Source organism: Streptomyces bluensis, assembly GCF_014650715.1.
GTDB lineage: Bacteria > Actinomycetota > Actinomycetes > Streptomycetales > Streptomycetaceae > Streptomyces > Streptomyces bluensis.
Genome location: NZ_BMVM01000012.1, coordinates 1 through 22805, shown reverse-complemented (window position 1 = coordinate 22805; position 22805 = coordinate 1). Strand labels below are relative to the sequence as shown.

20 protein-coding genes are annotated in these 22805 nt (G+C 70.8%); 10 read left to right on the top strand and 10 right to left on the bottom strand.

Translation table 11 applies throughout. From position 1 onward, the window contains the following. Positions 1 to 55 precede the first annotated feature (55 nt). Positions 56 to 907, top strand: coding sequence for a DedA family protein (locus tag IE262_RS26490; RefSeq protein WP_189877196.1), 852 nt, complete (start codon positions 56 to 58; stop codon positions 905 to 907). Positions 908 to 1015: 108 nt separating this feature from the next. Here IE262_RS26490 and IE262_RS26485 read toward each other — a convergent pair whose 3' ends face one another. Together IE262_RS26485 and IE262_RS26480 are read right to left on the bottom strand one after the other, a co-directional pair. Then, on the bottom strand, positions 1016 to 2713 hold the full coding sequence (locus IE262_RS26485; RefSeq protein ID WP_229877497.1) for a threonine/serine exporter family protein: 1698 nt from the start codon (positions 2711 to 2713) through the stop codon (positions 1016 to 1018). Positions 2714 to 2866: 153 nt separating this feature from the next. Beyond that, entirely contained in the window at positions 2867 to 3358 is a 492-nt protein-coding gene (locus tag IE262_RS26480; RefSeq protein ID WP_031115900.1) for an inorganic diphosphatase, read from the bottom strand. Between the two features lie 133 nt (positions 3359 to 3491). Between IE262_RS26480 and dacB the strand changes: the two genes are divergently transcribed. The 6 genes from dacB (at position 3492) to folE (ending at position 11274) form a co-directional block, all read left to right on the top strand. Continuing rightward, the gene (gene dacB / locus IE262_RS26475) at positions 3492 to 4997 is read left to right on the top strand and encodes a D-alanyl-D-alanine carboxypeptidase/D-alanyl-D-alanine endopeptidase (RefSeq protein ID WP_229877496.1); all 1506 of its coding nucleotides are present in this window, start codon (positions 3492 to 3494) and stop codon (positions 4995 to 4997) included. Between the two features lie 187 nt (positions 4998 to 5184). Next, positions 5185 to 6309, top strand: a complete 1125-nt coding sequence (locus IE262_RS26470; protein WP_189877192.1) for an Rv3626c family coenzyme F420 biosynthesis-associated protein — start codon at positions 5185 to 5187, stop codon at positions 6307 to 6309. 191 nt (positions 6310 to 6500) lie between these two features. Continuing rightward, positions 6501 to 7658, top strand: coding sequence for a tRNA lysidine(34) synthetase TilS (gene tilS, locus IE262_RS26465; protein WP_134034992.1), 1158 nt, complete (start codon positions 6501 to 6503; stop codon positions 7656 to 7658). A 77-nt stretch (positions 7659 to 7735) separates the two neighbouring features. Next, positions 7736 to 8296 (top strand): hypoxanthine phosphoribosyltransferase, encoded by a 561-nt coding sequence (gene hpt / locus IE262_RS26460; RefSeq protein WP_134035143.1) that lies wholly within the window; start codon positions 7736 to 7738, stop codon positions 8294 to 8296. 199 nt (positions 8297 to 8495) lie between these two features. Beyond that, on the top strand, positions 8496 to 10523 hold the full coding sequence (gene ftsH / locus IE262_RS26455) for an ATP-dependent zinc metalloprotease FtsH (RefSeq protein ID WP_134035146.1): 2028 nt from the start codon (positions 8496 to 8498) through the stop codon (positions 10521 to 10523). A 145-nt stretch (positions 10524 to 10668) separates the two neighbouring features. Then, positions 10669 to 11274: a GTP cyclohydrolase I FolE gene (folE, locus tag IE262_RS26450; RefSeq protein WP_134034995.1), complete on the top strand. Its 606-nt coding sequence runs from the start codon at positions 10669 to 10671 to the stop codon at positions 11272 to 11274. An 8-nt stretch (positions 11275 to 11282) separates the two neighbouring features. Here folE and IE262_RS26445 read toward each other — a convergent pair whose 3' ends face one another. The 6 genes from IE262_RS26445 to IE262_RS26420 form a co-directional block, all read right to left on the bottom strand. Beyond that, a complete protein-coding gene (locus tag IE262_RS26445) occupies positions 11283 to 11777 on the bottom strand; it encodes a DUF3180 domain-containing protein (RefSeq protein WP_189877190.1) in 495 nt (164 codons plus the stop codon). A 95-nt stretch (positions 11778 to 11872) separates the two neighbouring features. Then, on the bottom strand, positions 11873 to 12484 hold the full coding sequence (gene folK / locus IE262_RS26440; RefSeq protein WP_134035001.1) for a 2-amino-4-hydroxy-6-hydroxymethyldihydropteridine diphosphokinase: 612 nt from the start codon (positions 12482 to 12484) through the stop codon (positions 11873 to 11875). After that, on the bottom strand, positions 12481 to 12840 hold the full coding sequence (gene folB / locus IE262_RS26435; RefSeq protein ID WP_131564154.1) for a dihydroneopterin aldolase: 360 nt from the start codon (positions 12838 to 12840) through the stop codon (positions 12481 to 12483). Before folB ends, folK begins: the two co-directional genes overlap by 4 nt. A 423-nt stretch (positions 12841 to 13263) precedes the next feature. Further along, positions 13264 to 13767, bottom strand: a complete 504-nt coding sequence (locus IE262_RS26430) for a nuclear transport factor 2 family protein (protein WP_134035004.1) — start codon at positions 13765 to 13767, stop codon at positions 13264 to 13266. Beyond that, a complete protein-coding gene (gene folP, locus IE262_RS26425) occupies positions 13764 to 14630 on the bottom strand; it encodes a dihydropteroate synthase (RefSeq protein WP_189877188.1) in 867 nt (288 codons plus the stop codon). The genes IE262_RS26430 and folP overlap by 4 nt, the downstream gene beginning before the upstream one ends. Positions 14631 to 14675: 45 nt before the next feature. Beyond that, positions 14676 to 16490 (bottom strand): phosphatidylglycerol lysyltransferase domain-containing protein, encoded by a 1815-nt coding sequence (locus IE262_RS26420; RefSeq protein WP_189877436.1) that lies wholly within the window; start codon positions 16488 to 16490, stop codon positions 14676 to 14678. Between the two features lie 290 nt (positions 16491 to 16780). On the opposite strand from IE262_RS26420, the gene IE262_RS26415 reads away from it, so the two are divergent. Together IE262_RS26415 and IE262_RS26410 are read left to right on the top strand one after the other, a co-directional pair. After that, positions 16781 to 17905: an alpha/beta hydrolase gene (locus tag IE262_RS26415; RefSeq protein ID WP_189877186.1), complete on the top strand. Its 1125-nt coding sequence runs from the start codon at positions 16781 to 16783 to the stop codon at positions 17903 to 17905. An 89-nt stretch (positions 17906 to 17994) separates the two neighbouring features. Further along, positions 17995 to 19347 carry a coiled-coil domain-containing protein gene (locus IE262_RS26410; RefSeq protein WP_189877183.1) on the top strand — a complete coding sequence of 451 codons (1353 nt, stop codon included), beginning with the start codon at positions 17995 to 17997 and terminating at the stop codon, positions 19345 to 19347. Positions 19348 to 19532: 185 nt separating this feature from the next. Here IE262_RS26410 and IE262_RS26405 read toward each other — a convergent pair whose 3' ends face one another. Then, positions 19533 to 20855, bottom strand: coding sequence for a PH domain-containing protein (locus tag IE262_RS26405; protein ID WP_229877522.1), 1323 nt, complete (start codon positions 20853 to 20855; stop codon positions 19533 to 19535). 74 nt (positions 20856 to 20929) lie between these two features. Continuing rightward, the gene (locus IE262_RS26400; RefSeq protein ID WP_373305146.1) at positions 20930 to 21475 is read right to left on the bottom strand and encodes a PH domain-containing protein; all 546 of its coding nucleotides are present in this window, start codon (positions 21473 to 21475) and stop codon (positions 20930 to 20932) included. A gap of 31 nt (positions 21476 to 21506) precedes the next feature. On the opposite strand from IE262_RS26400, the gene IE262_RS26395 reads away from it, so the two are divergent. After that, on the top strand, positions 21507 to 22658 hold the full coding sequence (locus IE262_RS26395) for an NADH-quinone oxidoreductase subunit D (protein WP_134035016.1): 1152 nt from the start codon (positions 21507 to 21509) through the stop codon (positions 22656 to 22658). The last annotated feature ends 147 nt before the right edge of the window (positions 22659 to 22805 follow it).

Genomic DNA, 22805 nt, shown 5'->3' with positions numbered 1-22805 from the left:
AGCTGTACGCCGTACCACGCCTCGTACTACGCCTCATCCCACAGGAGCCCGGAACGTGACGACGCTCGCTCTCGGACCAAGTTGGTTGGATCCGAACTACCTGCTCGACACGTTCGGCATCTGGGGCCTGCTCCTGATCGTGTTCGCCGAGTCGGGCCTGCTCATCGGCTTCTTCCTGCCCGGCGACTCGCTGCTGTTCACGGCGGGCATGCTGATCACGTCCAAGACGCTGGACTTCCCGCTGTGGCTGGCCGTCGTGCTGATCTGCGTCGCCGCGATCATCGGTGACCAGGTGGGTTACATGTTCGGCAAGAAGGTGGGCCCCGCGCTCTTCAAGCGCCCGGACTCACGCCTGTTCAAGCAGGAGAACGTAACCAAGGCCCACGAGTTCTTCGAGAAGCACGGCCCGAAGTCCCTGGTCCTGGCCCGCTTCGTGCCCATCGTGCGCACGTTCACGCCGATCATCGCCGGCGTCAGCGGCATGCGGTACCGCACGTTCCTGATCTACAACATCGTCGGCGGCATCCTCTGGGGCGCCGGCGTCACGCTGCTCGGCTCCTGGCTCGGCAGCATCGAGTTCGTCCGCACGAACATCGAGGCGATCCTCATCCTGATCGTCTTCCTCTCGATCGTCCCGATCATCATCGAGTTCCTGAAGGCCCGTAAGGCCAAGAAGAACCAGCCGCCCACCCAGCACCCGGCCCCGGTCCCGCCGATGATGGACGACGCGACGACCCAGCTGCGCCGAGTGCAGCCGGCACAGCAGCCCCAGGACGCGTACGGCAACCAGGGCCAGCCTTACCCGCAACAGCAGCCGTACGGCTCCCAGCAGGGCTACGGCTACCCGCAGGACCAGCCGTACGCCCAGCAGCAATACCCGTATGGCCAGAACCACCCACAGAACTGAGCCGCGCCCCAAAGGGGCGCGGGGAACTGCGCGATCAACCACGAACAAGCCGCAGTCGCCGTCTGCCAGCACGAACCGAGCTGGTAGGCGGCCCAGCGGACGCGAGGTTCAAAACCCTCGCGTCCGCTTGGCCGCCCGCCGCCCCTCGGCGGAGCCGATCCGCAGGAACAACCGCGAGATCTCCGACCCCAGGTTCACCCCGATCGCGATGGCCATGGCCAGCGCCGCGGCCTTGGTCAGCCCCACCAGCCCCCGGTCCACGTCGTTCTGGGCGAACGCGAGCAGCCCGAAGTACGTCGCGGAACCCGGCAACAGGGGCCCGATCGCCGCTGTCGTGTACGGCAGCGCGGAAGCGAACCGGTACCGGGACAGCAACTGCCCGAACAGCCCCACAAGCCCCGCCGCGACGGCCGTGGAGGCCACCGGCGAGAACTCGCCCGCGTAGTGCATCGCGCCGTACACCACCCACGCCACGCCCCCGTTGAGCGTCACCAGCAGCACGGTGGATCGTTCCTGCTGGAGCAGTACCGCGAACGTGAGCGCGAGGAGCATGGCGGCGCCGGTCTGCCAGTAGGGCCGCTCGCCGGCCCCCGCCATCGCCGCGTCCGGGCTCAGCTCGGCGCCCAGCTGTACGCCGAAATAGAGCACGAGCAGTACGCCGACGACTATGCCGACGTACAGGTACATGACCTCCAGGAGCCGCGCGGCCGCGGTGATGTAGAAGCCGGTCAGCCCGTCCTGCACACCCGCCACCAGGGCGCGTCCCGGCAGCAGCGCGAACAGCCCACCGGTGATCACCGCGGACGCCTTCACGTCCACACCGGCGAGGGTGAGCGCGATCCCGATCGCGGCGGGCGGCATAGCGGCCACCGTGAACTGGTAGAACTCCGGCAGCCCGCGCCCCGCGCACAGCCACGCCAGCCGGTCGCCGAGCATCGCGCCCAGCGCGGCCGCGACGAACACGACCACGTCACCACCGACGAGGACCGAGGCCGCGCCCGCGAGCAGCCCGGCGGCGCCGGTCAGTACCCAGCCGGAGTACGGGTGCCGGTTGCGCCGGATCTCCGCGAGCCGCCCGTACGCCTCCTCCAGGGAGACCGCGGTCTCCGGGTCGCTCAGATCGTCGACCAGCCGGAAGACGGCCGCGAGCCGTGTGTAGTCGGTGGCCCGGCGGCGCACGGTCCGTGACGCGGTCACGGGGTCGTCCACCAGGGACGGCTGGTACGAGATCGACAGCAGTGTGAACGTGACGTTCGGCTCGCACCGGTCGAGCCCGTACGACCGGCAGACGGCGAACATCGCCGCCTCCACGTCCTCGGCGCCCTCACCGCCCGCGAGCAGCAGTTCCCCGATACGGAGGGTGAGGTCGAGCACGCGGGGGATGGCGGGCCCCGGCTCGTCCTCCTCCTTGTGCACGGGTTCGGGCGCCGGCCGGTCGGCCACCGGCATGCGCAGCATCGTGCGCATCCGGTCCTGCCAGGGCAGCTCTTTGGCCAGCCTGACCACGGGTATCCCCGAGGGCGGGGTGAAGGCGGGCGGGGCGTGCCGGGAACTGTAGGTGCTCGGCGGGCTGAACGCCGACCCCTCCGGCTCGGCGGCGCCGGGCTGCGGCGGCGCCAGCCCGTCCGGGACGGCGAACTCCGAGGTCGTGTGCGCCTCGGGCTCGGCCACGGGCGCCACATCCAGCCCCACGGGGATCGCGAACTCGGACGTGGTCTCCCCGTCGGCAGCCACGCCTCCCGCCGGGCGCGCATAGCCACTGCGCGCCGCATCCGACCGCGGCTTACGGTCCTCCGCGTACGTCACCGTCGCGCCCCTTCTCACGACTACTCCGGCGCCGCTCTCGCGAACGCCCTCCCTTCTCCGGCCCCAGTATGCGTACCCGCCCTCGGCTGACATACGAACGGGCCGCCCGTTCCCCGTCGGGGACCGGGCGGCCCGTGTCGCAGAGCCCGGGGGTCAGTGCCCGCCCTGCTCCTTGAAGCGCTTGTACGACCGCTCGATCTCCGCCTCGGCGTCCGTGCGGCCCACCCAGTTGGCGCCCTCGACGGACTTGCCGGGCTCCAGGTCCTTGTAGACCTCGAAGAAGTGCTGGATCTCCAGGCGGTCGAACTCGGAGACGTGGTGGATGTCCCGCAGGTGCTCCACACGCGGGTCCGTCGCCGGGACGCACAGCAGCTTGTCGTCGCCGCCGGCCTCGTCCGTCATACGGAACATGCCGATCGCACGGCACTTGATGAGGCAGCCCGGGAAGGTCGGCTCGTCCAGGATGACCAGCGCGTCCAGCGGGTCCCCGTCCTCGCCGAGGGTGTTCTCGACGAACCCGTAGTCGGTCGGGTAGGCGGTCGAGGTGAAGAGGCGCCGGTCCAGGCGGATCCGACCGGTCTCGTGGTCCACCTCGTACTTGTTGCGCGAACCCTTCGGGATCTCGATCGTGACGTCGAACTCCACCGGTGGCTCCTCCATGATCAACACATAGTTCTGGTGGTTAAGTGTCCCTCACGCAGGTGTGTGGTCGCGAAAGGGGCTGGTGGTCGTGCCGGAGCCGAGGGTCTGGCGAGCCGCGAGGCCGTATGCGGTGCGGATGGCACGCGCCGCGAAACCGCGCGCCGTCAGCGCCGCGCGAGCCGTCGTACAGGGCACACGAGCCGTCGCGACGCGTTCCATGAAGCTCACGACCCTCCAGCTCACCGCCGGTGCGGCCACGTTCGGCCTGGCTCTGTCGGCCGGGGCGGTGGCCGCGGCCGGTCCCTGGGACTCCTCGGGTCAGCGTACGGCCGAGCGGGACTGGGCGGCCTCGCGCGATCACGAGGGTGGCGCAGATCACGGACGTGATTCCGGTAACGCCCCGGGGGCGCCCGAGGCGGCCCCGAGCGCGCCCCCGGTACTCACGGGCCTCGGCAACTCGATGCCCGCGCCCACCAAGCAGGCGCTCGCCGACGTCCTCACTCCCCTCCTGCGCGCCCCCGCGCTGGGCTCCCGCAGTACGGCCGCCGTCGTCGACGTCACGACCGGGGAGACGCTCTACGGCTCCGGCGCGGACGAGGCACTCATCCCCGCCTCCACCACGAAGATCGCCACCGCCGCCGCCGCGCTCTCGGCGGCCGGCCCCGGCCACCGCATCGCAACGCGGACCGTCCTGCACCCCGGCTCCAAGGAGGTGGTCCTGGTCGGCGGCGGCGACCCCACCCTGACGGCCCATGAGGACGCGAACGGTTACGCCTCCCTGCACACCCTCGCCGCCGACACGGCCGCCGCCCTGAAGAAGCGCGGCGTGGACGAGGTGACGCTCTCGTACGACACCTCGCTCTACAGCGGACCCGCCCTGCACCCCATCGGGGTGAACCCCAACCTCGCGCCCGTCAGCGCCCTGATGGTCGACGAGGCCCGCCGCGACGGCTCCTCCAGCGGCCCGGCAGACCGCGGTACGGACCCGGCGGGAGACGCGGCGGACACGTTCGCGAAGCTGCTGGCGGACCAGGGCGTCAAGACGAAACCTTCCGCCCCGGTGAAGGCCGCCGGGACCGCGGAACCCCTCGCCACCGTCCAGTCCCCGCCCCTGTCCACCCTGGTCGAACGCATGCTGACCAACAGTGACAACGACATCGCCGAGGCCCTCGCCCGCCAGACGGCACTCGCCGCGGGCGAGCCGGCCAGCTTCGAGGGCGCCGAGAAGGCGATCCGCGCCGAACTGGACAGGCTCGGCCTCCCGCTGGACGGCGCCCACTTCGCCGACGGCAGCGGCCTGAACCGCGACGACCGCCTGTCGGCCGGCCTCCTCACCACCCTCCTCGCCAAGGCGGCCTCCCCGTCCCACCCCGGACTCCGCCCGCTCCTCACCGGCCTCCCCGTGGCCGGCTTCACGGGCACCCTGCGCACCCGCTACGCCGACGACGTCCCCGGCACCGGCGTCGTACGCGCCAAGACCGGCACCCTGACCGGCGTGAACACCCTCGCCGGCACAGTCGTCGACGCAGACGGCCGCCTCCTGGCCTTCGCCTTCATGGCAACAGAAACAGCAGACCCCACAGCAGCCCAAAAGGCCCTGGACAACACAGCCTCGACCCTGGCGACGTGCGGCTGCCGCTAAGGGGCGCGGGGCTGTGACCCATGCGGCTCCGCCGCGTGGGCGCGACAAGCCACATACGACCCGCAGCTTCCACGGACAAGCACCCCCCACTCACCCAAGGGGCACCCAAGGGGCACCCAAGGGGCGTGGGGGCACCCCCGCACCTCACAGCCTGCCCCCAGCGGCAGCGCTCCCGTACGGTTGATTCATGACGCGCATCGGTGGTGCCGAGATGGTCGACTGGAATCTCGCGGTGGCGACCGCGACCCGGCTCGTGCGGCCGGGCCCCGAGGTGAGCCGCGACGAGGCCAGGGCCGTCGTCGCCGAGCTGCGCCGACACGCCAGGGCCTCGCAGGAACACGTCCGGGGCTTCACCCGAATGGGCACCGAGACGGCCCACGACACCCCCATCCTCGTCGTCGACCGCCCGGGCTGGGTCCGGGCGAACGTCGCCGGTTTCCGGGAACTCCTCAAACCGCTGCTCGACAAGATGCAGGAACGCCGCAGCGGCACCCCCGGCGGCGCGGTCCTCGGCGCCGTCGGCGGCAAGGTCACCGGCGTGGAGCTCGGCATGCTGCTGTCGTTCCTCGCCTCCCGCGTCCTCGGCCAGTACGAGACCTTCGCCCCCGCGACCCGCGAGCTCCCGGCGGGAGAGAACGGCGGCGGACGGCTGCTGCTCGTCGCGCCGAACATCGTCCACGTGGAGCGGGAACTCGACGTCGAGCCCCACGACTTCCGTCTCTGGGTGTGCCTGCACGAGGAGACGCACCGCACCCAGTTCACCGCGGTGCCCTGGCTGCGTGACCACCTGGAGGGCGAGATCCAGTCGTTCCTGGGGGAGACCGAGATGGACCCCATGACCGTCCTGGAGCGCATCCGGGAGGCCGCCCAGTCGCTCGCCGGAGGACGCCCCGAGGGCGAGGAGGGCGACGAGTCCCGGTCCATCGTGGAACTCGTCCAGACACCCGCGCAGCGCGAGATCCTCGGCCGCCTCACCGCGGTCATGTCCCTGCTGGAGGGCCACGCGGACTTCGTGATGGACGGCGTGGGCCCCGATGTCGTGCCCTCCGTGAGCGAGATCCGCGAGAAGTTCCAGCAACGACGCGCCCGCGGCGCCTCGCGCCTGGACCTCGCCCTGCGCAAGCTGCTGGGGCTGGACGCCAAACTCAGGCAGTACAAGGACGGCGAACGGTTCGTACGATCCGTCGTCGAACAGGTCGGCGTGGACGGCTTCAACCGCGTGTGGACCTCCCCGAACACCCTGCCGACCAAGGCGGAGATCGCCAAACCGGCGGACTGGGTCGCGCGGGTGCACCGGAAGTCGGAAGCGTGAGGCTCACGGGGAAGACGTGACACGAATACGGCTGACGGCAGGCAAACGCCCCCGCAATCACCCGTCCGAGGGAGCGTGAGCGAAGGGCAGGCGTGCAATGCTCGGGGAACGGCCCGTTTCTGTCACCATCTACACACTGTGAGTGACCGACTTCGGGCTCACCCCCGGAAACTTCATGAAGGGCACCGGACATGGGTCCCCATCCTGCGGTCGCGGCGATACGCCTGGCGGTCCGCCGCGTCCTCCACGACCTCCTCAACGAACACGACACCGACGCCGTCCGCGCCGTACCCGCCCTCCGCACCGGCGGGCCCGCCGACGGCCCCGACGCACCGGCACGCCCGGCACGCTCCCGCGCCGTGCGTCCCGACGCTGTGACTCCCGACACCGCCGACGCCGGCTCGCGACCGCGCTCGGGCCGGGACACCCTCGTATCCCCGCCGCTCGTACTCGTGGCCTGCTCGGGTGGCGCCGACTCCATGGCGCTCGCGTCCGCCCTCGCCTTCGAAGCCCCCAGACTCGGCGTCCGCGCCGGCGGCGTCACCGTCGACCACGCCCTGCAGCCCGGCTCCGACCTGCGCGCCGCCGAGGTCGTCCTGCGGCTGCGCGAGCTCGGCCTGGACCCCGTGGAGTCCGTCACCGTGGCGGTCGGCCGCGACGGCGGCCCCGAGGCCGCCGCACGAGACGCCCGCTACGCCGCCCTGGACGCCGCCGCCGAACGCCACGGCGCCGCAGCCGTCCTCCTCGGCCACACCCGCGACGACCAGGCCGAGACCGTGCTGCTGGGCCTCGCCCGCGGCTCCGGCATCCGCTCGCTGTCCGGCATGGCCGCGGTCTCGGGGGCCGGCGGCCGCTACCGCCGCCCCTTCCTCCACATCGACCGGCAGACTGCCCGCAAGGCCTGCATGGTCCAGTCCCTCCCCGTCTGGGACGATCCCCACAACACCGACCCCGCCTACACCCGCTCCCGGCTGCGCCACGAGGGCCTGCCCGCCCTGGAGAAGGCGCTCGGCAAGGGCGTCGTGGAAGCCCTGGCCCGCACGGCCCAGCTGTCGCGTGACGACGCCGACGCCCTCGACACCTGGGCCCACCAGGCCGAGCCCTCCGTACGCGACGCGGCAGGCGTCCTGGAGTGCGCCAAGCTGTACGCCCTGCCCGCCGCCGTCCGCCGCCGCATCCTGCGCCGCGCCGCGATCGAGGCCGGGGCACCGGCCGGCTCGCTGTTCGCCCGCCACATCGAGGAGATCGACCGGCTGATCACCGGCTGGCGCGGACAGGGAGCCATCAACCTGCCGGGCAAGGTCGTCGCCCGGAGGCAGGGTGGCAGACTGTTGATTCGGCAAGGCTGAGAAAGCACCCTCCCCTCAGGAGGAGTCGGGTCCTCCTTCGGGGAGAGGCCGTTCAGCCGGTGGGACGACCGAAAGTGATGCGGGTGGACGCGAACGACATGGGTGCCGACCTCAAGCAGGTACTCATCACCAAGGAAGAGATCGACGCGAAGCTGGCCGAGCTGGCCGCGAAGATCGACGCGGAGTACACGGGCAAGGACCTGCTGATCGTCGGCGTCCTCAAGGGCGCCGTGATGGTCATGGCGGACCTCGCCCGGGCGCTGTCCACCCCCCTCACCATGGACTGGATGGCCGTGTCCTCGTACGGCGCGGGCACCCAGTCCTCCGGCGTGGTGCGGATCCTCAAGGACCTCGACACCGACATCAAGGGCAGGCACGTCCTCATCGTCGAGGACATCATCGACTCCGGCCTGACCCTCTCCTGGCTGATCACCAACCTCGGCTCCCGCGAGCCCGCCTCCCTGAAGGTGTGCACCCTGCTGCGCAAGCCGGACGCGGCCAAGGTCGCCATCGACGTCGAGTGGGTCGGATTCGACATTCCCAACGAGTTTGTCGTGGGATACGGCCTCGACTACGCGGAGAAGTACCGCAATCTCCCGTTCGTGGGTACGCTCGCGCCTCACGTTTACGGCGGCTGAAAAGTCCTCGTCACGAGGGCCGCAGGCCTCCGTGAGAGGCTCGGGAACCCCAGCGGGTCTCGCGCCGTTGGAGCATGCAGAGACGGGATTGTCAGCCGTCCCGCGCGACTTCGGGTGACAATGCTGGGGTACCGTCCGAAGAACAGCCTTTATCAAACTCACTATGGCAGGAGGGACGGGGCGGCACCGCTCCGTATGGATGGACGTGAAGCGATACTTCCGTGGGCCGGTCATGTGGATCGTGCTGGCCGTCCTTGCCGTGGTCGTGTTGATGCAGGTCGTCGGCTCGTCCGGCGGCTACAAGACGGTGGACACCGGCCAGGTCGTCCAGGCGATCAACCAGGACAAGGTCAAGTCGGCCAAGCTCACCACCGGCGACGAGCAGATCATCAAGGTCGAGCTCAAGAACGGTCAGAAGGTCGACGGCAGCTCGAAGATCCAGGCGAGCTACATCGGCGACCAGGGCGTGAGCCTTGCCACCACGCTGCAGGACAAGTACCAGACCAAGCGCATCCCGGACGGCTACACCGTTTCGCCGTCCAAGCAGAACCCGTTCGTCGGGATCCTGCTCTCGCTGCTCCCCTTCGTCCTCATCGTGGTCGTCTTCCTGTTCCTGATGAACCAGATGCAGGGCGGCGGCTCCCGAGTGATGAACTTCGGGAAGTCCAAGGCGAAGCTCATCACCAAGGACACCCCCAAAACGACGTTCACGGACGTCGCGGGCTCGGACGAGGCGGTCGAGGAACTCCAGGAGATCAAGGAGTTCCTCCAGGAGCCCGCCAAGTTCCAGGCGGTCGGGGCGAAGATCCCCAAGGGCGTGCTGCTCTACGGCCCGCCCGGTACCGGTAAGACGCTGCTCGCGCGCGCCGTCGCGGGCGAGGCCGGCGTCCCCTTCTACTCGATCTCCGGTTCCGACTTCGTCGAGATGTTCGTCGGTGTCGGCGCCTCCCGCGTCCGTGACCTGTTCGAGCAGGCCAAGGCGAACGCCCCGGCGATCGTCTTCGTCGACGAGATCGACGCGGTCGGCCGCCACCGCGGCGCCGGCCTCGGCGGCGGTCACGACGAGCGCGAGCAGACCCTGAACCAGCTGCTCGTCGAGATGGACGGCTTCGACGTGAAGGGCGGCGTCATCCTGATCGCCGCCACGAACCGCCCGGACATCCTCGACCCGGCCCTCCTGCGCCCCGGCCGCTTCGACCGCCAGATCGCGGTCGACCGCCCGGACATGCAGGGCCGTCTGGAGATCCTCAAGGTCCACCAGAAGGGCAAGCCGGTCGCCCCGGACGTCGACCTGTCCGCGGTCGCCCGCCGCACGCCCGGCTTCACGGGTGCCGATCTGTCCAACGTCCTGAACGAGGCCGCGCTCCTCACGGCCCGCAGCGACAAGAAGCTGATCGACAACCAGATGCTGGACGAGGCCATCGACCGCGTCGTGGCGGGTCCGCAGAAGCGGACCCGGATCATGTCGGACAAGGAGAAGAAGATCACCGCGTACCACGAGGGCGGTCACGCCCTGGTCGCGGCGGCCTCACCGAACTCCGACCCGGTCCACAAGATCACGATCCTCTCCCGCGGCCGCGCCCTCGGCTACACGATGGTGCTCCCGGACGAGGACAAGTACTCGACCACGCGCAACGAGATGCTGGACCAGCTGGCCTACATGCTGGGCGGCCGCGCGGCCGAGGAACTGGTCTTCCACGACCCGACGACGGGCGCCGCGAACGACATCGAGAAGGCCACGACCACGGCCCGCGCGATGGTCACGCAGTACGGCATGACCGAGCGTCTCGGCGCGATCAAGTTCGGCGGCGACAACACCGAGCCGTTCCTCGGACGTGAGATGGCTCACCAGCGCGACTACTCGGAAGAGGTCGCCGCGCTCGTCGACGAAGAGGTCAAGAAGCTCATCGAGACCGCGCACAACGAGGCCTGGGAGATCCTGGTCGAGAACCGCGACGTCCTCGACAACCTGGTGCTCGCGCTGCTGGAGAAGGAGACGCTGGGCAAGGAGGAGATCGCCGAGATCTTCGCCCCCATCGTCAAGCGCCCGCCGCGCCCGGCGTGGACCGGCTCCTCCCGCCGGACCCCGTCCACCCGCCCGCCGGTGCTCTCCCCGAAGGAGCTCGCGCTGACGAACGGGGTGAACGGCGCGACGCCGGCGATCACCGGCGCCGCGGAGTCCGTCCCCGCGAAGGAGACGGCCCCGGAGGACCGCACGGAGAGCTGATCCACCCGCCGACGGTTTTCGGCCGTCCGGCCCGGAATGATGGCCGCGCCCCCCAGGTTCTAGCCTGGGGGGCGCGGCACTTTCATATGCCCGTATATGCGACGCGTGATCCGTACGCGTCGAAGGCACAGGAACGAGGCACCAGATGACCGACCCCGTGACGCTGGACGGCGAGGGCACGATCGGCGAGTTCGACGAGAAACGCGCCGAGAACGCCGTGCGGGAGTTGCTGATCGCGGTCGGGGAGGACCCGGACCGGGAGGGGCTGAGGGAGACGCCGGGGCGGGTGGCTCGGGCGTATCGGGAGCTTTTGGCGGGGCTGAGGCAGGAGCCTGAAGAGGTTCTGACGACGACGTTCGACCTGGGACACGATGAGATGGTCCTGGTGAAGGACATCGAAATCGTGTCTTTGTGCGAACATCATCTGTTGCCGTTCCATGGTGTGGCGCACGTGGGCTACATCCCGGCCGAGACCGGGAAGATCACTGGCCTGTCGAAGCTGGCCCGTCTCGTCGATGTGTTCGCTCGGCGCCCCCAGGTGCAGGAACGACTCACCACGCAGATCGCCGACTCGCTCATGCGCATCCTTGAGGCTCGTGGCGCGATCGTCGTCATTGAGGCGGAGCACATGTGCATGTCGGTGCGCGGTATCCGCAAGCCGGGGGCGAAGACCACGACGTCGGCCGTACGCGGCCAGCTTCGGGACGCCACGACCCGCGCCGAGGCGATGAGCCTGATACTGGCGCGCTGACCCGGCCCCTACACCGCCCGGGTCGCGGCACCACCGCCCCCGCTCGTGTCGTCGTCCTCCGGGAGCTTGCACACGCGTTCCAGGAAGAAGGCGGCCGCTATCACCGCGATGCCCGCGAGGACGGAGAAGCCCGCGTAGATGGCCTGATCGCGACGGGCGGGGATCTCCAGGGACTCCAGGAGGAACACGCCCGTGCCGCCGTACATACCGGCGACCAGGGCCGCGACCAGGGCGCTCGCGTGGCCGAAGACGACCGCGCGGGCCGCCACCAGCGGGTCCACGCCCCGAGCACCCGGGCGGCGTTCGCGCTGGGCCTTGAGCCGGGCGCGCAGCGACAGCGCCGTGGCGAGAAGGACGGCGGCGATCAGGGCGAGCACGATGGGCGCGGCCAGCGGGACGCGGGGCAGCGAGCCCACCGCGTTCCACAGGCGGGCCCCCGCCCAGGACAGCACTCCGGCCACCACGAACACCGCGGCCAGCGTCCTGATGCGCAGCTCTTTCACGATGCCCCTTCGACAAGCCGGGTGGTCTGTAAGCCAGGTGGTCTGTGCGGGCCGGCGGACGATCCCGGTCCGTCCGACCCGGTAGACCTTAACGACTACTCGGGCAGCTGAAGTTCCAGGTCCGCGCGAGGGGCGACGCCCTCCCGGGTGATGTCCGCGAGGAGTTGGGCGACCGGGCCCCGGCCCGGCAGCTGGGCCTCGGGCTCCACGTCGTGCCAGGGCGCCAGGACGAACGCCCGCTCGTGCGCGCGCGGGTGGGGCAGCGTCAGCACCGGGTCGTCGGAGACCTCGTCGGCGTACGAGACGATGTCCACGTCGATCGTGCGCGGGCCCCACCGCTCGTCGCGGACGCGGTGGAAGGCCTCCTCGACCGCGTGCGCCCGCTCCAGGAGCGAGGACGGGGGCAGTGTCGTCTTCAGCACCACGACCGCGTTGAAGTACGTGGGCTGCGAGCCCGGCGCGACGCCCCACGGCTCCGTCTCGTACACCGGGGAGACCGCCTTGACGCGTACGCCCGGGGTGTCCTCCAGGGCGTCTATGGCGCCCTGGAGGGTCTCCAGGCGGTTGCCCAGGTTCGAGCCGAGGGAGAGCACGGCGCGCCTGGGGTTCTGCAGGGTCGTGTCGGCGGCGTCCACCTTCTCGACGACCGAGGCGGGCACCGGCTGGACGGTCGGGTCGCTCTGACCCTCGGTGAAGAAGGCGGTCATACTCGGCTCCGGGTGATGGTGACGGTCACGTCGTCGAAGGGGACCGTGATCGGCGCCTGCGGTTTGTGGACACAGACCTCGACCTCCTGGACGCCCTCGTGCTTCAGACACACCTGGGCGATGCGCTCGGCCAGCGTCTCGATGAGGTCGACGGGCTCTCCCTCGACGACCGCCACGACCTCCTCCGCCACGATGCCGTAGTGCACGGTCTTCGCCAGGTCGTCGTCGGCCGCCGCCGGTCGGGTGTCCAGGCCCAGCGTCAGGTCCACGACGAAGGTCTGGCCCTCCTCGCGCTCCTTCTGGAACACCCCGTGGTGCCCGCGGGCCCTCAGGCCGCGCAGCGCGACACGATCCACGCGAATCACTCCTGCAGTCGTCGGTCTCGGCGGTGCGTACCGCACGCGGTCGCACACCAGCCACCCTCGAATCTACCTGCGGGCACTGACAGCGTTCGGCCGCGGTAGGCCCGGGCCCGCACCCGACGGGCACAGTTCACCGGGCGTTTCCCTGGGAGGACACGGCGGCTCGCAGGCCGGAAGCCCCGCATACCCCGCATCCCGCTGCTCGAACCACTCAGCGGCCCCTAGGGCGTGTTTCGAAAGTCCCGCCTGCCCCGCGACGCCTGGCACGCACGCTCGCGGCGTTGCCGAAACGCCCGAATAGCTCCGCTATTAGGGCGCTCCGGCGCCTTGCGATCGCACGCACCAGACGCCGCGGGGCCCGCCCTTCGGGCGGACGACGGGACTTTCGAAACACGCCCTGGACCGGCGCCTACCCACTCAGGCGGACGTGTCCTCGCCCTCGTCGCCGTCGGATTCGGTCAGTACGGGCGAGGCGTGGTGCGACCACAGCTTCCAGCCGTCGGCGGTGCGCCGGAACACGTTCGTGGCGACGACCAGCTGGCCCACGAGCGGGCCCAGCTCACCGCCTTCCTCCGGCGCGGGGCCACCGCTGAGGATGTTCTCCGTGCAGGTCACCAGGGCCGTGTCGCCGGTGACGGACACATGGACGTCGGTCAGGAAGAACTGGATGTACTCGGTGTTCGCCATGATGAGCGCATAGGACCTCAGCACCTCGCCGCGGCCGGTGAGGACCGGCCAGCCGGGATGGACGCAGGAGATCACGCCGGTGTCCGCCGGGTCGTGGTACGACTCGTCGACGCCCAGGTCCGCGGGGGTCAGCCAGAGCGAGGAGACCGTCTCGAAGTCGCCGCGCTCCATTGCCTCGTAGAAGGCCGTGTTGGCGAGTTCGACCTGCTCGACGTCCGTGTGGGGCGCGCTCACAGCTCCCGGGCTCCTTCTACGGCCCTGGCCACGCGGACGGCGTCGGCGGTGGCCCGCACCTCGTGGACGCGGACGGCCCAGGCGCCCTGGTGCGCGGCCAGGGCGGAGACGGCGGCGGTGGCGGCGTCGCGCTCCCGGGCCGGCGGCGGGGCGCCCTCGGGGCCGGCGAGAACGCGGCCGAGAAACCTCTTGCGGGAGGCGGCGACCAGCAGGGGGTGGCCGAGACGGAGCAGACGGTCGAGTCCGGCGAGGAGCGCGAGGTCGTGCTCGGCGTCCTTGGAGAACCCGAGACCGGGGTCGACAACGATCCGGTCGGGGGCGACACCACCGTCCAGAACGGCCTCCACGCGCGCGTGCAGCTCGTCGACGACTTCACGGACCACGTCCTCGTACACGCCCGTGACGTTGCCGCCCTCCAGGAAGCCGCGCCAGTGCATGACCACGAAGGGGGCGCCCGCGTCGGCGACGACCGGGATCATCGCGGGGTCGGCGAGGCCGCCGCTGACGTCGTTGACAAGTGCGGCGCCCGCCGCGAGGGACTGCTCGGCGACGGAGGAGCGCATCGTGTCGACGGAGACGACGACGCCTTCGGACGCCAGGCCCCGCACGACCGGGATGACGCGCCTGAGCTCCTCCGCCTCGTCGACTCGGGTGGCACCCGGGCGGGTGGACTCGCCGCCGACGTCGACGAGGTCGGCGCCCTCGTCGACGAGGTGAAGACCGTGCTTCACCGCGGCGGTGGTGTCGAACCAGCGGCCGCCGTCGGAGAACGAGTCCGGGGTGACGTTCACGACGCCCATGACCGCACACCGGTCCCATACGGGCAGTCCCGCCACGTCGCTGCGCTGGTTCTGCTTGCTCATGCGTCCAGGTTAGGGCTCTTTCGGGGGGTCGCATGCGTGGGCTGGTCAGGCTGCCCGTATCCCCTGGTGCTCCGCCACGTGGTGGGCACAGGGACGTGCGGTGGTCGACCTGCGGCGCAGGAACCGGGGCAGGGGCAGGGCCAGGTTGACGAAGCCCTCGGCCTGCAGGGCCGCGAGACCGATACGGGGCAGATCGCGCGAAGCGGCGTAGACGACGAACCGGGGCTCCCAGCGCGGGCGGAACTTGGCGTTGAACTTGTACAGCGACTCGATCTGGAACCAGCGGGAGAGAAAGACCAGCAGGCCGCGCCAGGCGCGCAGCACCGGCCCGGCGCCGATCTTCTCGCCGCGGGCCAGAGCCGAGCGGAACATCGCGAAGTTCAGGGAGACGCGCTGGATGCCGTAGCGGGGGGCCGCCTGAAGGGCCGCGACGATCAGCAGCTCGTTCATGCCGGGGTCGGCCGAGCGGTCGCGGCGCATCAGGTCCAGTGACGCCCCGTCAGGGCCCCAGGGGACGAAGTGGAGCACGGCCTTGAGGTCGCCGTACGGGCCGGGTTCCCCCTCGGCCTTGTGCGCGGTGGCGATCAGGCAGTCGCCATCGGCCGCGTCCCCGATGCGGCCCAGGGCCATGGAGAAGCCGCGTTCGGTGTCGGTGCCGCGCCAGGAGTCAGCGGCGCGGCGTACCCGCTCCAGTTCGCCCTCGCCGAGGTCATGGACGCGCCGTACCCGGGTCTCGTAGCCGGCACGCTCGATGCGCTTCACCATCTGGCGTACGTTGCGCATCGCGCGTCCGGCGAGGGAGAAATCCGCGACGTCCACCACCGCTTCGTCGCCCAGTTCGAGGGCGTCGAGTCCGGTCTCGCGGGTCCACACCTCGGCGCCCGTCTCGGAGCAGCCCATGACGGCGGGTGTCCAGGAGTGCGTCCTCGCCTCGTCCATGAAGCGCTCGATCGCGCCGGGCCAGGCCTCCACGTCGCCGATCGGGTCACCGCTGGCGAGCATCACGCCGTGCACGACCCGGTAGGTCACCGCCGCCTTGCCGCTGGGGGAGAAGACGACCGCCTTGTCGCGGCGGAGCGCGAAGTGGCCGAGTGAGTCACGGCCCCCGTGTTTGTCCAGCAGGGCGCGCAGCCGTGCCTCGTCGTCCTCTGTCAGGCGTGCCGCCGGGTGCTCGGGGCGGAGGGCCAGGTAGATGGTGGTGATGGCTGTCAACAGGCCGAGCGCGCCGAGGGAGAACCCCACCGTCCACGAGGTGGTGCCCGTGTAGTCGACCGGCCCCTCGAAGCCGAACAGGCCGTACAGCACGTGCTCCAGACGGTCGGACAGGCTCGGGTCGCCCACGATGTGCCGGGTGTGGACGCTGACGATGACCAGGCCCAGCAGGAGGGAACCGGCACCCATCAGGACGAAGTTGCCGAGCGCGTACCAGCGGCTGCGCGGGTCGGGCAGGGCCGAGAACTCGTCGCGGTGGCGCACCAGCGGTGCGAGCAGGAGCAGCGAGATGAGGACGCCGACGAGTGAGTGGCGATAGGTGAACTGGGCGATCGCGCCCGCCGGCAGGAGCACCACGGCGGCCCGCCACGCCCGGCGTTTGCGGCGGCGCAGCCCGTGCGCGAGGAGCAGCAGCAGGACGCCCGCGCTGAGCGACAGGGCGGCCGCGAACGGGCCGAGCGCTCCGGGCAGCACCTCGGCGAGCGCGTGCATGCGGCTGCGCCGGAAGCGCGGGAACACGCCCGCCGCGATGTCCAGGAGTCCCACGAGCGTGCAGGCTCTGGCCACCAGGGCGGGGACGGCCTCGGGGCACGGCCCGTTCAGCACACGCCGCAACCGGGTTGATTGACGGGGAACCTCGCCCGACATTTCCGCCTCTATCCTGACAGACATCGCATCCCGAAGTTCTTGATCCAGAGTTCTTGAAGAAGGCCTTGAATCCGGTGCTATTCCGGCATCCGGCGACATTACGCCCTCTAGGACGATGTCTCGACAGGAGAGGTTCACCCCCCTTCAGTAAAACGGCGCAAAGGCCGGGGAAAGACCGCGGCATTGAGCCATGAAGGGAGCGGAGGCGGGCAGGTCCGGCCCCGTACGCGATCCGCCGTACGGACGCTGTGGCCGACCCCCCACAGGAAAGCGCGGGCAGGATGAATCCCATGGGTCTGACGAGCGACAAGGTGCTGGCTTTGGCGGTGCTGTCCGCCGTGCTGCTGTTCGTCGGCACGGTGTTGTGGTGGCCGCGGCTGGCGCGCCGCGGCTGGCGTGCCGTCAGCGGGCGCGTCGCGATTCTGCTGGCCACCCAGGTGGCGGTCTTCGCCTCCGTCGGGTTCGCCGTGAACCAGACGTTCGGGTTCTACTCCAGTTGGGCGGACCTGCTCGGCCAGGAGAACGGACAGGGTGTGGTCGTCGACCACGGCGGCGCCGGCCTGGGCGGGCCCCTCCAAGTGCTCGACACCCAGCAGGTGGACGTCCCGGGGAGCGGCCGTCCCCGGATCGCCGGCCAGATCCAGAAGGTCGGGATCATGGGCCGTACGACACAGATCGCGTCCCCGGCGTACGTGTATCTGCCCCCGGAGTACTTCCAGCCGCAGTACCGCACACGCACCTTCCCCACGGTCGTCGTCCTCACCGGCTACCCGGGCACCGCCGAGGCGCTCATCGACGGCCTGCAGTATCCGCAGACGGCCCACCGGCTGGCCAAGAAGGGCGAGACCCAGCCGATGATCCTGGTGATGATGCGGCCGACCGTGGCGCCGCCACGTGACACCGAGTGCGTGGACGTACCGGGCGGCCCGCAGACCGAGTCGTTCTTCGCCAAGGACCTTCCGGAGGCCGTGGGACGTCACTACCGGGTGGCCCGGAAACCCGGCAGCTGGGGCGTCGTCGGCGACTCCACCGGCGGGTACTGCGCGCTGAAACTCGCCGTCCACCACCCGAACGTGTACGCCGCCGGCGCGGGCCTGTCGCCGTCCTACCAGGCCCCGCTCGACCCGACGACGGGCGACCTCTTCCAGGGGAACAAGCGGTTGCGGAACGAGGCCGACCTGATGTGGTACCTGAAACACCGGCCCGCCCCCGACACCTCACTGCTCGTCAGCACCAGCAGACACGGCGAGGCCACCTACAAGGCCACCCTCGACTTCATCAACCTCGTGAAGTCGAAGCGGCCGACGCGGATCGCGTCGATCATCCTCGACAGCGGCGGGCACAACTTCAACACATGGCGGCGGGAGATCCCGGCGACGTTGCAGTGGCTCAGCGGGCGGCTCAGCGACCGGTGAGCCGAGGGAGTTCCGGAACGAGCCACGGGTGGCTGTCTTTTTACCTCCGGGGGCACCATGGCTCCCCTACGCGCGGTAAGTTTCTGGCCATGCCACGTGGACGTCACCGCCATTCACCGCCCCTGCACAGGCTGCTGCCTCCGTCGGCGATCGCAGGCGTCTCGCTCGTCTGCGCCCTCGGGCCCTGGGTGTTCACGGACGCGGCCGTGCTACGGGTGTCGGCCGCGTTCGCCGCGGCGACCGCCGCCGTGGGCGCGGCCGTCATGCGCCGCTGGGACGTGGAGGCGGGCAAACGCGTCGCGGACCTCACGCGCGCGCGGGCGGGCGACGAGTGGCGGCACGAGGAGCAGGTCGCCGAGCTGGAGGCCGACCTTGAGGAGTCGCGCGAGCTGCGCCAGAAGCTGGAGCACAAGCTTCGCGCCAAGCGGTCGGAGCTGGCCGGCCTGCGCAACGAGCACGCGGCGCTGCTGCGGCGGTACGCCACCGCGGAGACGGAGCGGGCCACCGCCCTGGAGGGCCGTCGCAGGCTCGCCATAGAGGCGTCATCGGCCCCGGCGAAGGAGCTGACGGCGGCGGACGAGGGTGCGGTCGAGGCGGGCGAGGGCAGCGGCGGTGCTGCCGCGGGCGCCGTCGACGAGCAGGCCGCGAAGAGGAAGCCGTCGGAGCTGTCGGAGTCGTCGGAGTCGTCGGCTTCCGGGGTCTTCTCCCCGGCCGGTTCCGCGCTCTTCCTGCGCGCCAACTCGGCGCTGGAGCGGATGGTCCAGAGCGGTTCCCCGAAGAGCGGCTCCGACAGGGGTGGCTCCGACAAGGGTGGCTCCGGCAATGCCGCCGCGGGGAACGGTGGCTCTCCTGACGGCGGTTCGCCCCAGGCAGGCTCCGCGGCGGCGGAATCGGCTCCGGCCGCCGACGCCGCCGAGGAGGACGACCACCCGGCGACACAGCCTGAGACTGCCGAGGCCAGGGGCCACGAACTCCTGGTCACCGAGCCTGCGGCCGCTGAGCCCGAGGCCGTCGAGTCCGAAGCCGTCGAGTCCGAGGCCGTCGACTCCGAAGCCGTCGACTCCGACGTCACTGAGGCGGCGGCCGCCGAGCCCGCTGCCTCGGCCGCCGATCCCGCGCTGCCCGCCCAGCCCTCCGGTCACTTCACGGTCCCGACCGCCGTGGCCGTCGTACCGGCGGCCCCTCGCCGGCGCCCGGCGGCCGAGGGCCGCTTCGACTTCTTCGGTACGCAGAAGGACGGGGAGGCCATCGAGGACGTACAGAACGAGGACCTCGCGGACGTGGTCGGCCAGGAGGCGCTCGCGCTGCACAAGGCCGAGTCCGAGGCCCGGTTCAAGCCCGTGGACGAGGACGCGCGCGGCATCGGCCAGGTCATCGACCTGACGGCTCACGACGAGACGGAGCACATCGACATGGAGGGGCTGCGGACCGCGGTGTCCTGAAACCCTGACAGAAACCCGTCGAGGGCCTTCGCCCGATGGAGGGGCGGTCGCACCGGACGGTGCGGTCGCCCCTCACGCGCACACCTTCCATGTGTTCAGGCCGTCGAAATCAAGCCAAGTACAGGCCGCCCTCGCGGCACCCTCCCACCACCTGGATCCCCGTGGCCCGTCTGGAACGGACCGCATCACGCCATCCACCGGTCCGGCAGCGCCTCCTTGCGCCCCGTACGGGACCGGTCCGCCTGGGCCGCCAGCAGGCGGGACGCCTCGTCCGCGTCCCGGAGCCGGGCGGTCACCGTCTTGTTGGCCCCCGTGTCCACGTGCACGTCCGCCAGGCCCTTGTGGCGCTCCCACGGCCCCTGCGCCAGCCGTACGCTCTGCACCTTCGCGTGCGGGACGAGCGCCAGGCTGCGCCGCAGCACGCCGTGCCGGGCCGCGAAGACGCTGTCGGTGACGGCGAGCCCGTACCCGCGCCACCAGAACGGCACGCACCACCCCGCGCGCCGGGGCGGACGGGCCGGCGACCGCGGCACGGTCACCCCCGGCAGTACCCGCTCGATCACGCCCTCGGCCACGGCGCGCGGAGCGACCGGCACCAGGACCGAGTTCGACGAGCCCGCCACGTCCAGCTCCACCCGCACCCAGCCTCGCCTCCGCCACAGCAGCGGTTCCACGATCCGTACGGTCTGTACCCGGCCGGGTGGCACGGTCTCGTGCGCGCGGTCCAGAAGGCCGTGGTCGATCCGCAGCCCGTCCGGCGACTCGCCCACCGTCCAGTCGTACTCCCCGACGAACCGGCCCACACTGCTCGCGCCCGCCGCGCCGAGAAGCGGCAGCGCGGTCGCGACGACCGTCCACACACTGTGCGTGGCGAACCACAGCACCGGCGGAACGACGACCGCGGCGAGAAGAGTCCCCCAGGTGGCGCCGCTGAGGACGACCGACACCGCGAGTACGCCCGCCGGGACGTGCAGCAGTTGCCGCACTGGGGCCTCGCCGACCTCGTGCGCGGTCTCGGGCTCGAATCCGGCCGCGCGGGCGAGGAGTTCGGCCCGCAGGGCGCGGGCGTGGGCCTCGCCCAGATAGGCGAGTTCGTCCTTCTTGTCCGTGCCGATGACGTCGAGTCTGAGCTTGGCGACGCCCGCGACCCGGGCCAGCAGCGGCTGGGTGACGTCCACGGCCTGGATGCGTTCCAGCCGGATGTGCGCGGTGCGGCGGAACACCAGGCCGGTACGGATGCGCAGTTCCGCGCCGGTCACTGCGAAATGGGTGAACCACCAGGTCAGGAACCCGTACAGGGCGGCGGCCGGGATGATCACGGCGAGCCCGATCAGCAGCGTGGTCGTGGTCAGCCGCGAGAGCTGCCGCTGCGCCCCGTCCGGGTCGTGCATGGCCCACCCGAAGATCACGGCGACCGGCGCCCAGGCCCGCCGCAGCGGGGTCACGGGGTGCAGCCGGTGCTCGATCACCGGGTTCTGCCGGCTTTCGGGGTTCTCAAGGTTCCCCAGGTTCCCCGGGTTCTTCCGGTTCTCGTCGGGCACCTCGGGCACCTCGTGCGCCTCCTGCCCGGTGCCGGGCGTGCTCACAGCCCCGCCGATCGTGCCTGGCCGAGCTCCGTCAGCCGGTCGCGCAGCCGCTCGGCCTCCGCCGGGTCCAGCCCGGGGATACGCGCGTCCGTGGCGGCCGCGGCCGTGTGGAGCTGCACGCTCGCCAGCCCGAAGTGCCGCTCGACCGGCCCGGACGTGACCTCGACCAGCTGCATGCGCCCGTACGGCACGACGGTCTCCTCACGCCACAGCACGCCCCGGCTGATCAGCAGGTCGTCGGCGCGCTCGGCGTACCGCCAGGAGCGCCAGTTGCGGCCCAGCATGGGCCAGCCCCACAGCAGCACGGCCAGCGGCAGCAGCGCGAAGGCCGCCCAGACCGGCCCGGCGAGCAGGCCCAGCAGCAGGGCAAGGCCGATGGTCAACGGGCCCAGCCACACCACCAGCAACAGCCGCCGCATCCGCAGCAGACCGGGCGGCAGCCCGGTCCACACCGGCTCGGCCTCCGGTGCCACCGCCCGGGTGCCGCCGCGCGGCTCGTGCTCCCCGCCCTGTCCTGCCTCGTCCAACGTCCCCGTCTCCATCCCGTCAGCGTACGTACGAGAGACTGTTCCCATGAGTCCTACGACGGAGACCACGGTCGGCATCGGCGGCGCCGCCGAGAGCACCGACATGGTGCTCAACATCGGACCGCAGCACCCGTCCACGCACGGTGTGCTGCGTCTCCGTCTCGTGCTCGACGGTGAGCGCATCACGCACGCCGAACCGGTGATCGGCTATATGCACCGAGGCGCGGAGAAGCTCTTCGAGGCGCGGGACTACCGCCAGATCATCATGCTCGCCAACCGCCATGACTGGCTCTCCGCGTTCTCGAACGAGCTGGGCGTGGTCCTCGCCGTGGAGCGCATGCTCGGCATGGAGGTGCCGGAGCGCGCGGTGTGGATGCGCACCCTGCTCGCGGAACTGAACCGGGTCCTGAACCACCTGATGTTCCTCGGTTCGTACCCGCTGGAGCTCGGTGGCATCACCCCGGTCTTCTACGCGTTCCGGGAGCGCGAGGAGCTCCAGAACATCATGGAGGAGATCTCCGGCGGCCGCATGCACTACATGTTCAACCGCGTCGGAGGCCTCAAGGAGGACCTCCCGGCCGGCTGGACCTCCCGCGCGCGTGAGGTGGTCGCCGACGTGCGTTCGCGCATGGACGTGTTCGACGACCTGGTGCTCGGCAACGAGATCTTCCGGGGCCGTACGCGCGACGTGGGCGTCCTGACGCCTCAGACGGTGCACGCGTACGGGGTGAGCGGGCCGATCGCCCGCGCCTCAGGGGTGGACTTCGACCTGCGGCGGGACGAGCCGTACCTGGCGTACGGGGAACTGCGGGACACGCTCCGGGTCGTCACGCGCGAGGAGGGCGACTGCCTGGCCCGCTTCGAGTGCCTCCTCGGGCAGGCGCACAACTCGCTGGACCTCGCGGACGCCTGCCTGGACCGGCTCGCCGAGCTGCCGCCCGGCCCGGTCAACCAGCGCCTCCCGAAGGTTCTCAAGGCCCCCGAGGGCCACACCTACGCCTGGACCGAGAACCCACTCGGCATCAACGGCTACTACCTCGTCAGCAAGGGCGAGAAGACCCCGTACCGGCTGAAGCTGCGCTCGGCCTCGTACAACAACATCCAGGCGCTGGTGGAGCTGTTGCCGGGGACGCTGGTCGCGGACATGGTGGCGATCCTGGGGTCCCTGTTCTTCGTGGTGGGGGACGTCGACAAGTAGGGCGCCGCTAGGGCCTGTTGCGAAAGTCCCGTCGTCCGCCCGAAGGGCGTGCCGGGCGTCGCCGGGCAGGCGGGACTTTCGCAACAGGCCCTAGGTGTATTGCCCTGTGAGGTTGGGGACGCGGCTGGCGGGTGGTTGGCCCTTCAG

Coding starts and splice junctions, on each gene's coding strand:
- dacB (WP_229877496.1), top strand. CDS start 3,492: ATGGCACGCGCCGCGAAACCGCGCGCCGTCAGCGCCGCGCGAGCCGTC.
- IE262_RS26470 (WP_189877192.1), top strand. CDS start 5,185: ATGACGCGCATCGGTGGTGCCGAGATGGTCGACTGGAATCTCGCGGTG.
- tilS (WP_134034992.1), top strand. CDS start 6,501: ATGGGTCCCCATCCTGCGGTCGCGGCGATACGCCTGGCGGTCCGCCGC.
- hpt (WP_134035143.1), top strand. CDS start 7,736: ATGCGGGTGGACGCGAACGACATGGGTGCCGACCTCAAGCAGGTACTC.
- ftsH (WP_134035146.1), top strand. CDS start 8,496: ATGGACGTGAAGCGATACTTCCGTGGGCCGGTCATGTGGATCGTGCTG.
- folE (WP_134034995.1), top strand. CDS start 10,669: ATGACCGACCCCGTGACGCTGGACGGCGAGGGCACGATCGGCGAGTTC.
- folK (WP_134035001.1), bottom strand. CDS start 12,484: ATGACCGCCTTCTTCACCGAGGGTCAGAGCGACCCGACCGTCCAGCCG.
- folP (WP_189877188.1), bottom strand. CDS start 14,630: ATGAGCAAGCAGAACCAGCGCAGCGACGTGGCGGGACTGCCCGTATGG.
- IE262_RS26420 (WP_189877436.1), bottom strand. CDS start 16,490: ATGTCGGGCGAGGTTCCCCGTCAATCAACCCGGTTGCGGCGTGTGCTG.
- IE262_RS26415 (WP_189877186.1), top strand. CDS start 16,781: ATGGGTCTGACGAGCGACAAGGTGCTGGCTTTGGCGGTGCTGTCCGCC.
- IE262_RS26410 (WP_189877183.1), top strand. CDS start 17,995: ATGCCACGTGGACGTCACCGCCATTCACCGCCCCTGCACAGGCTGCTG.
- IE262_RS26400 (WP_373305146.1), bottom strand. CDS start 21,475: ATGGAGACGGGGACGTTGGACGAGGCAGGACAGGGCGGGGAGCACGAG.
- IE262_RS26395 (WP_134035016.1), top strand. CDS start 21,507: ATGAGTCCTACGACGGAGACCACGGTCGGCATCGGCGGCGCCGCCGAG.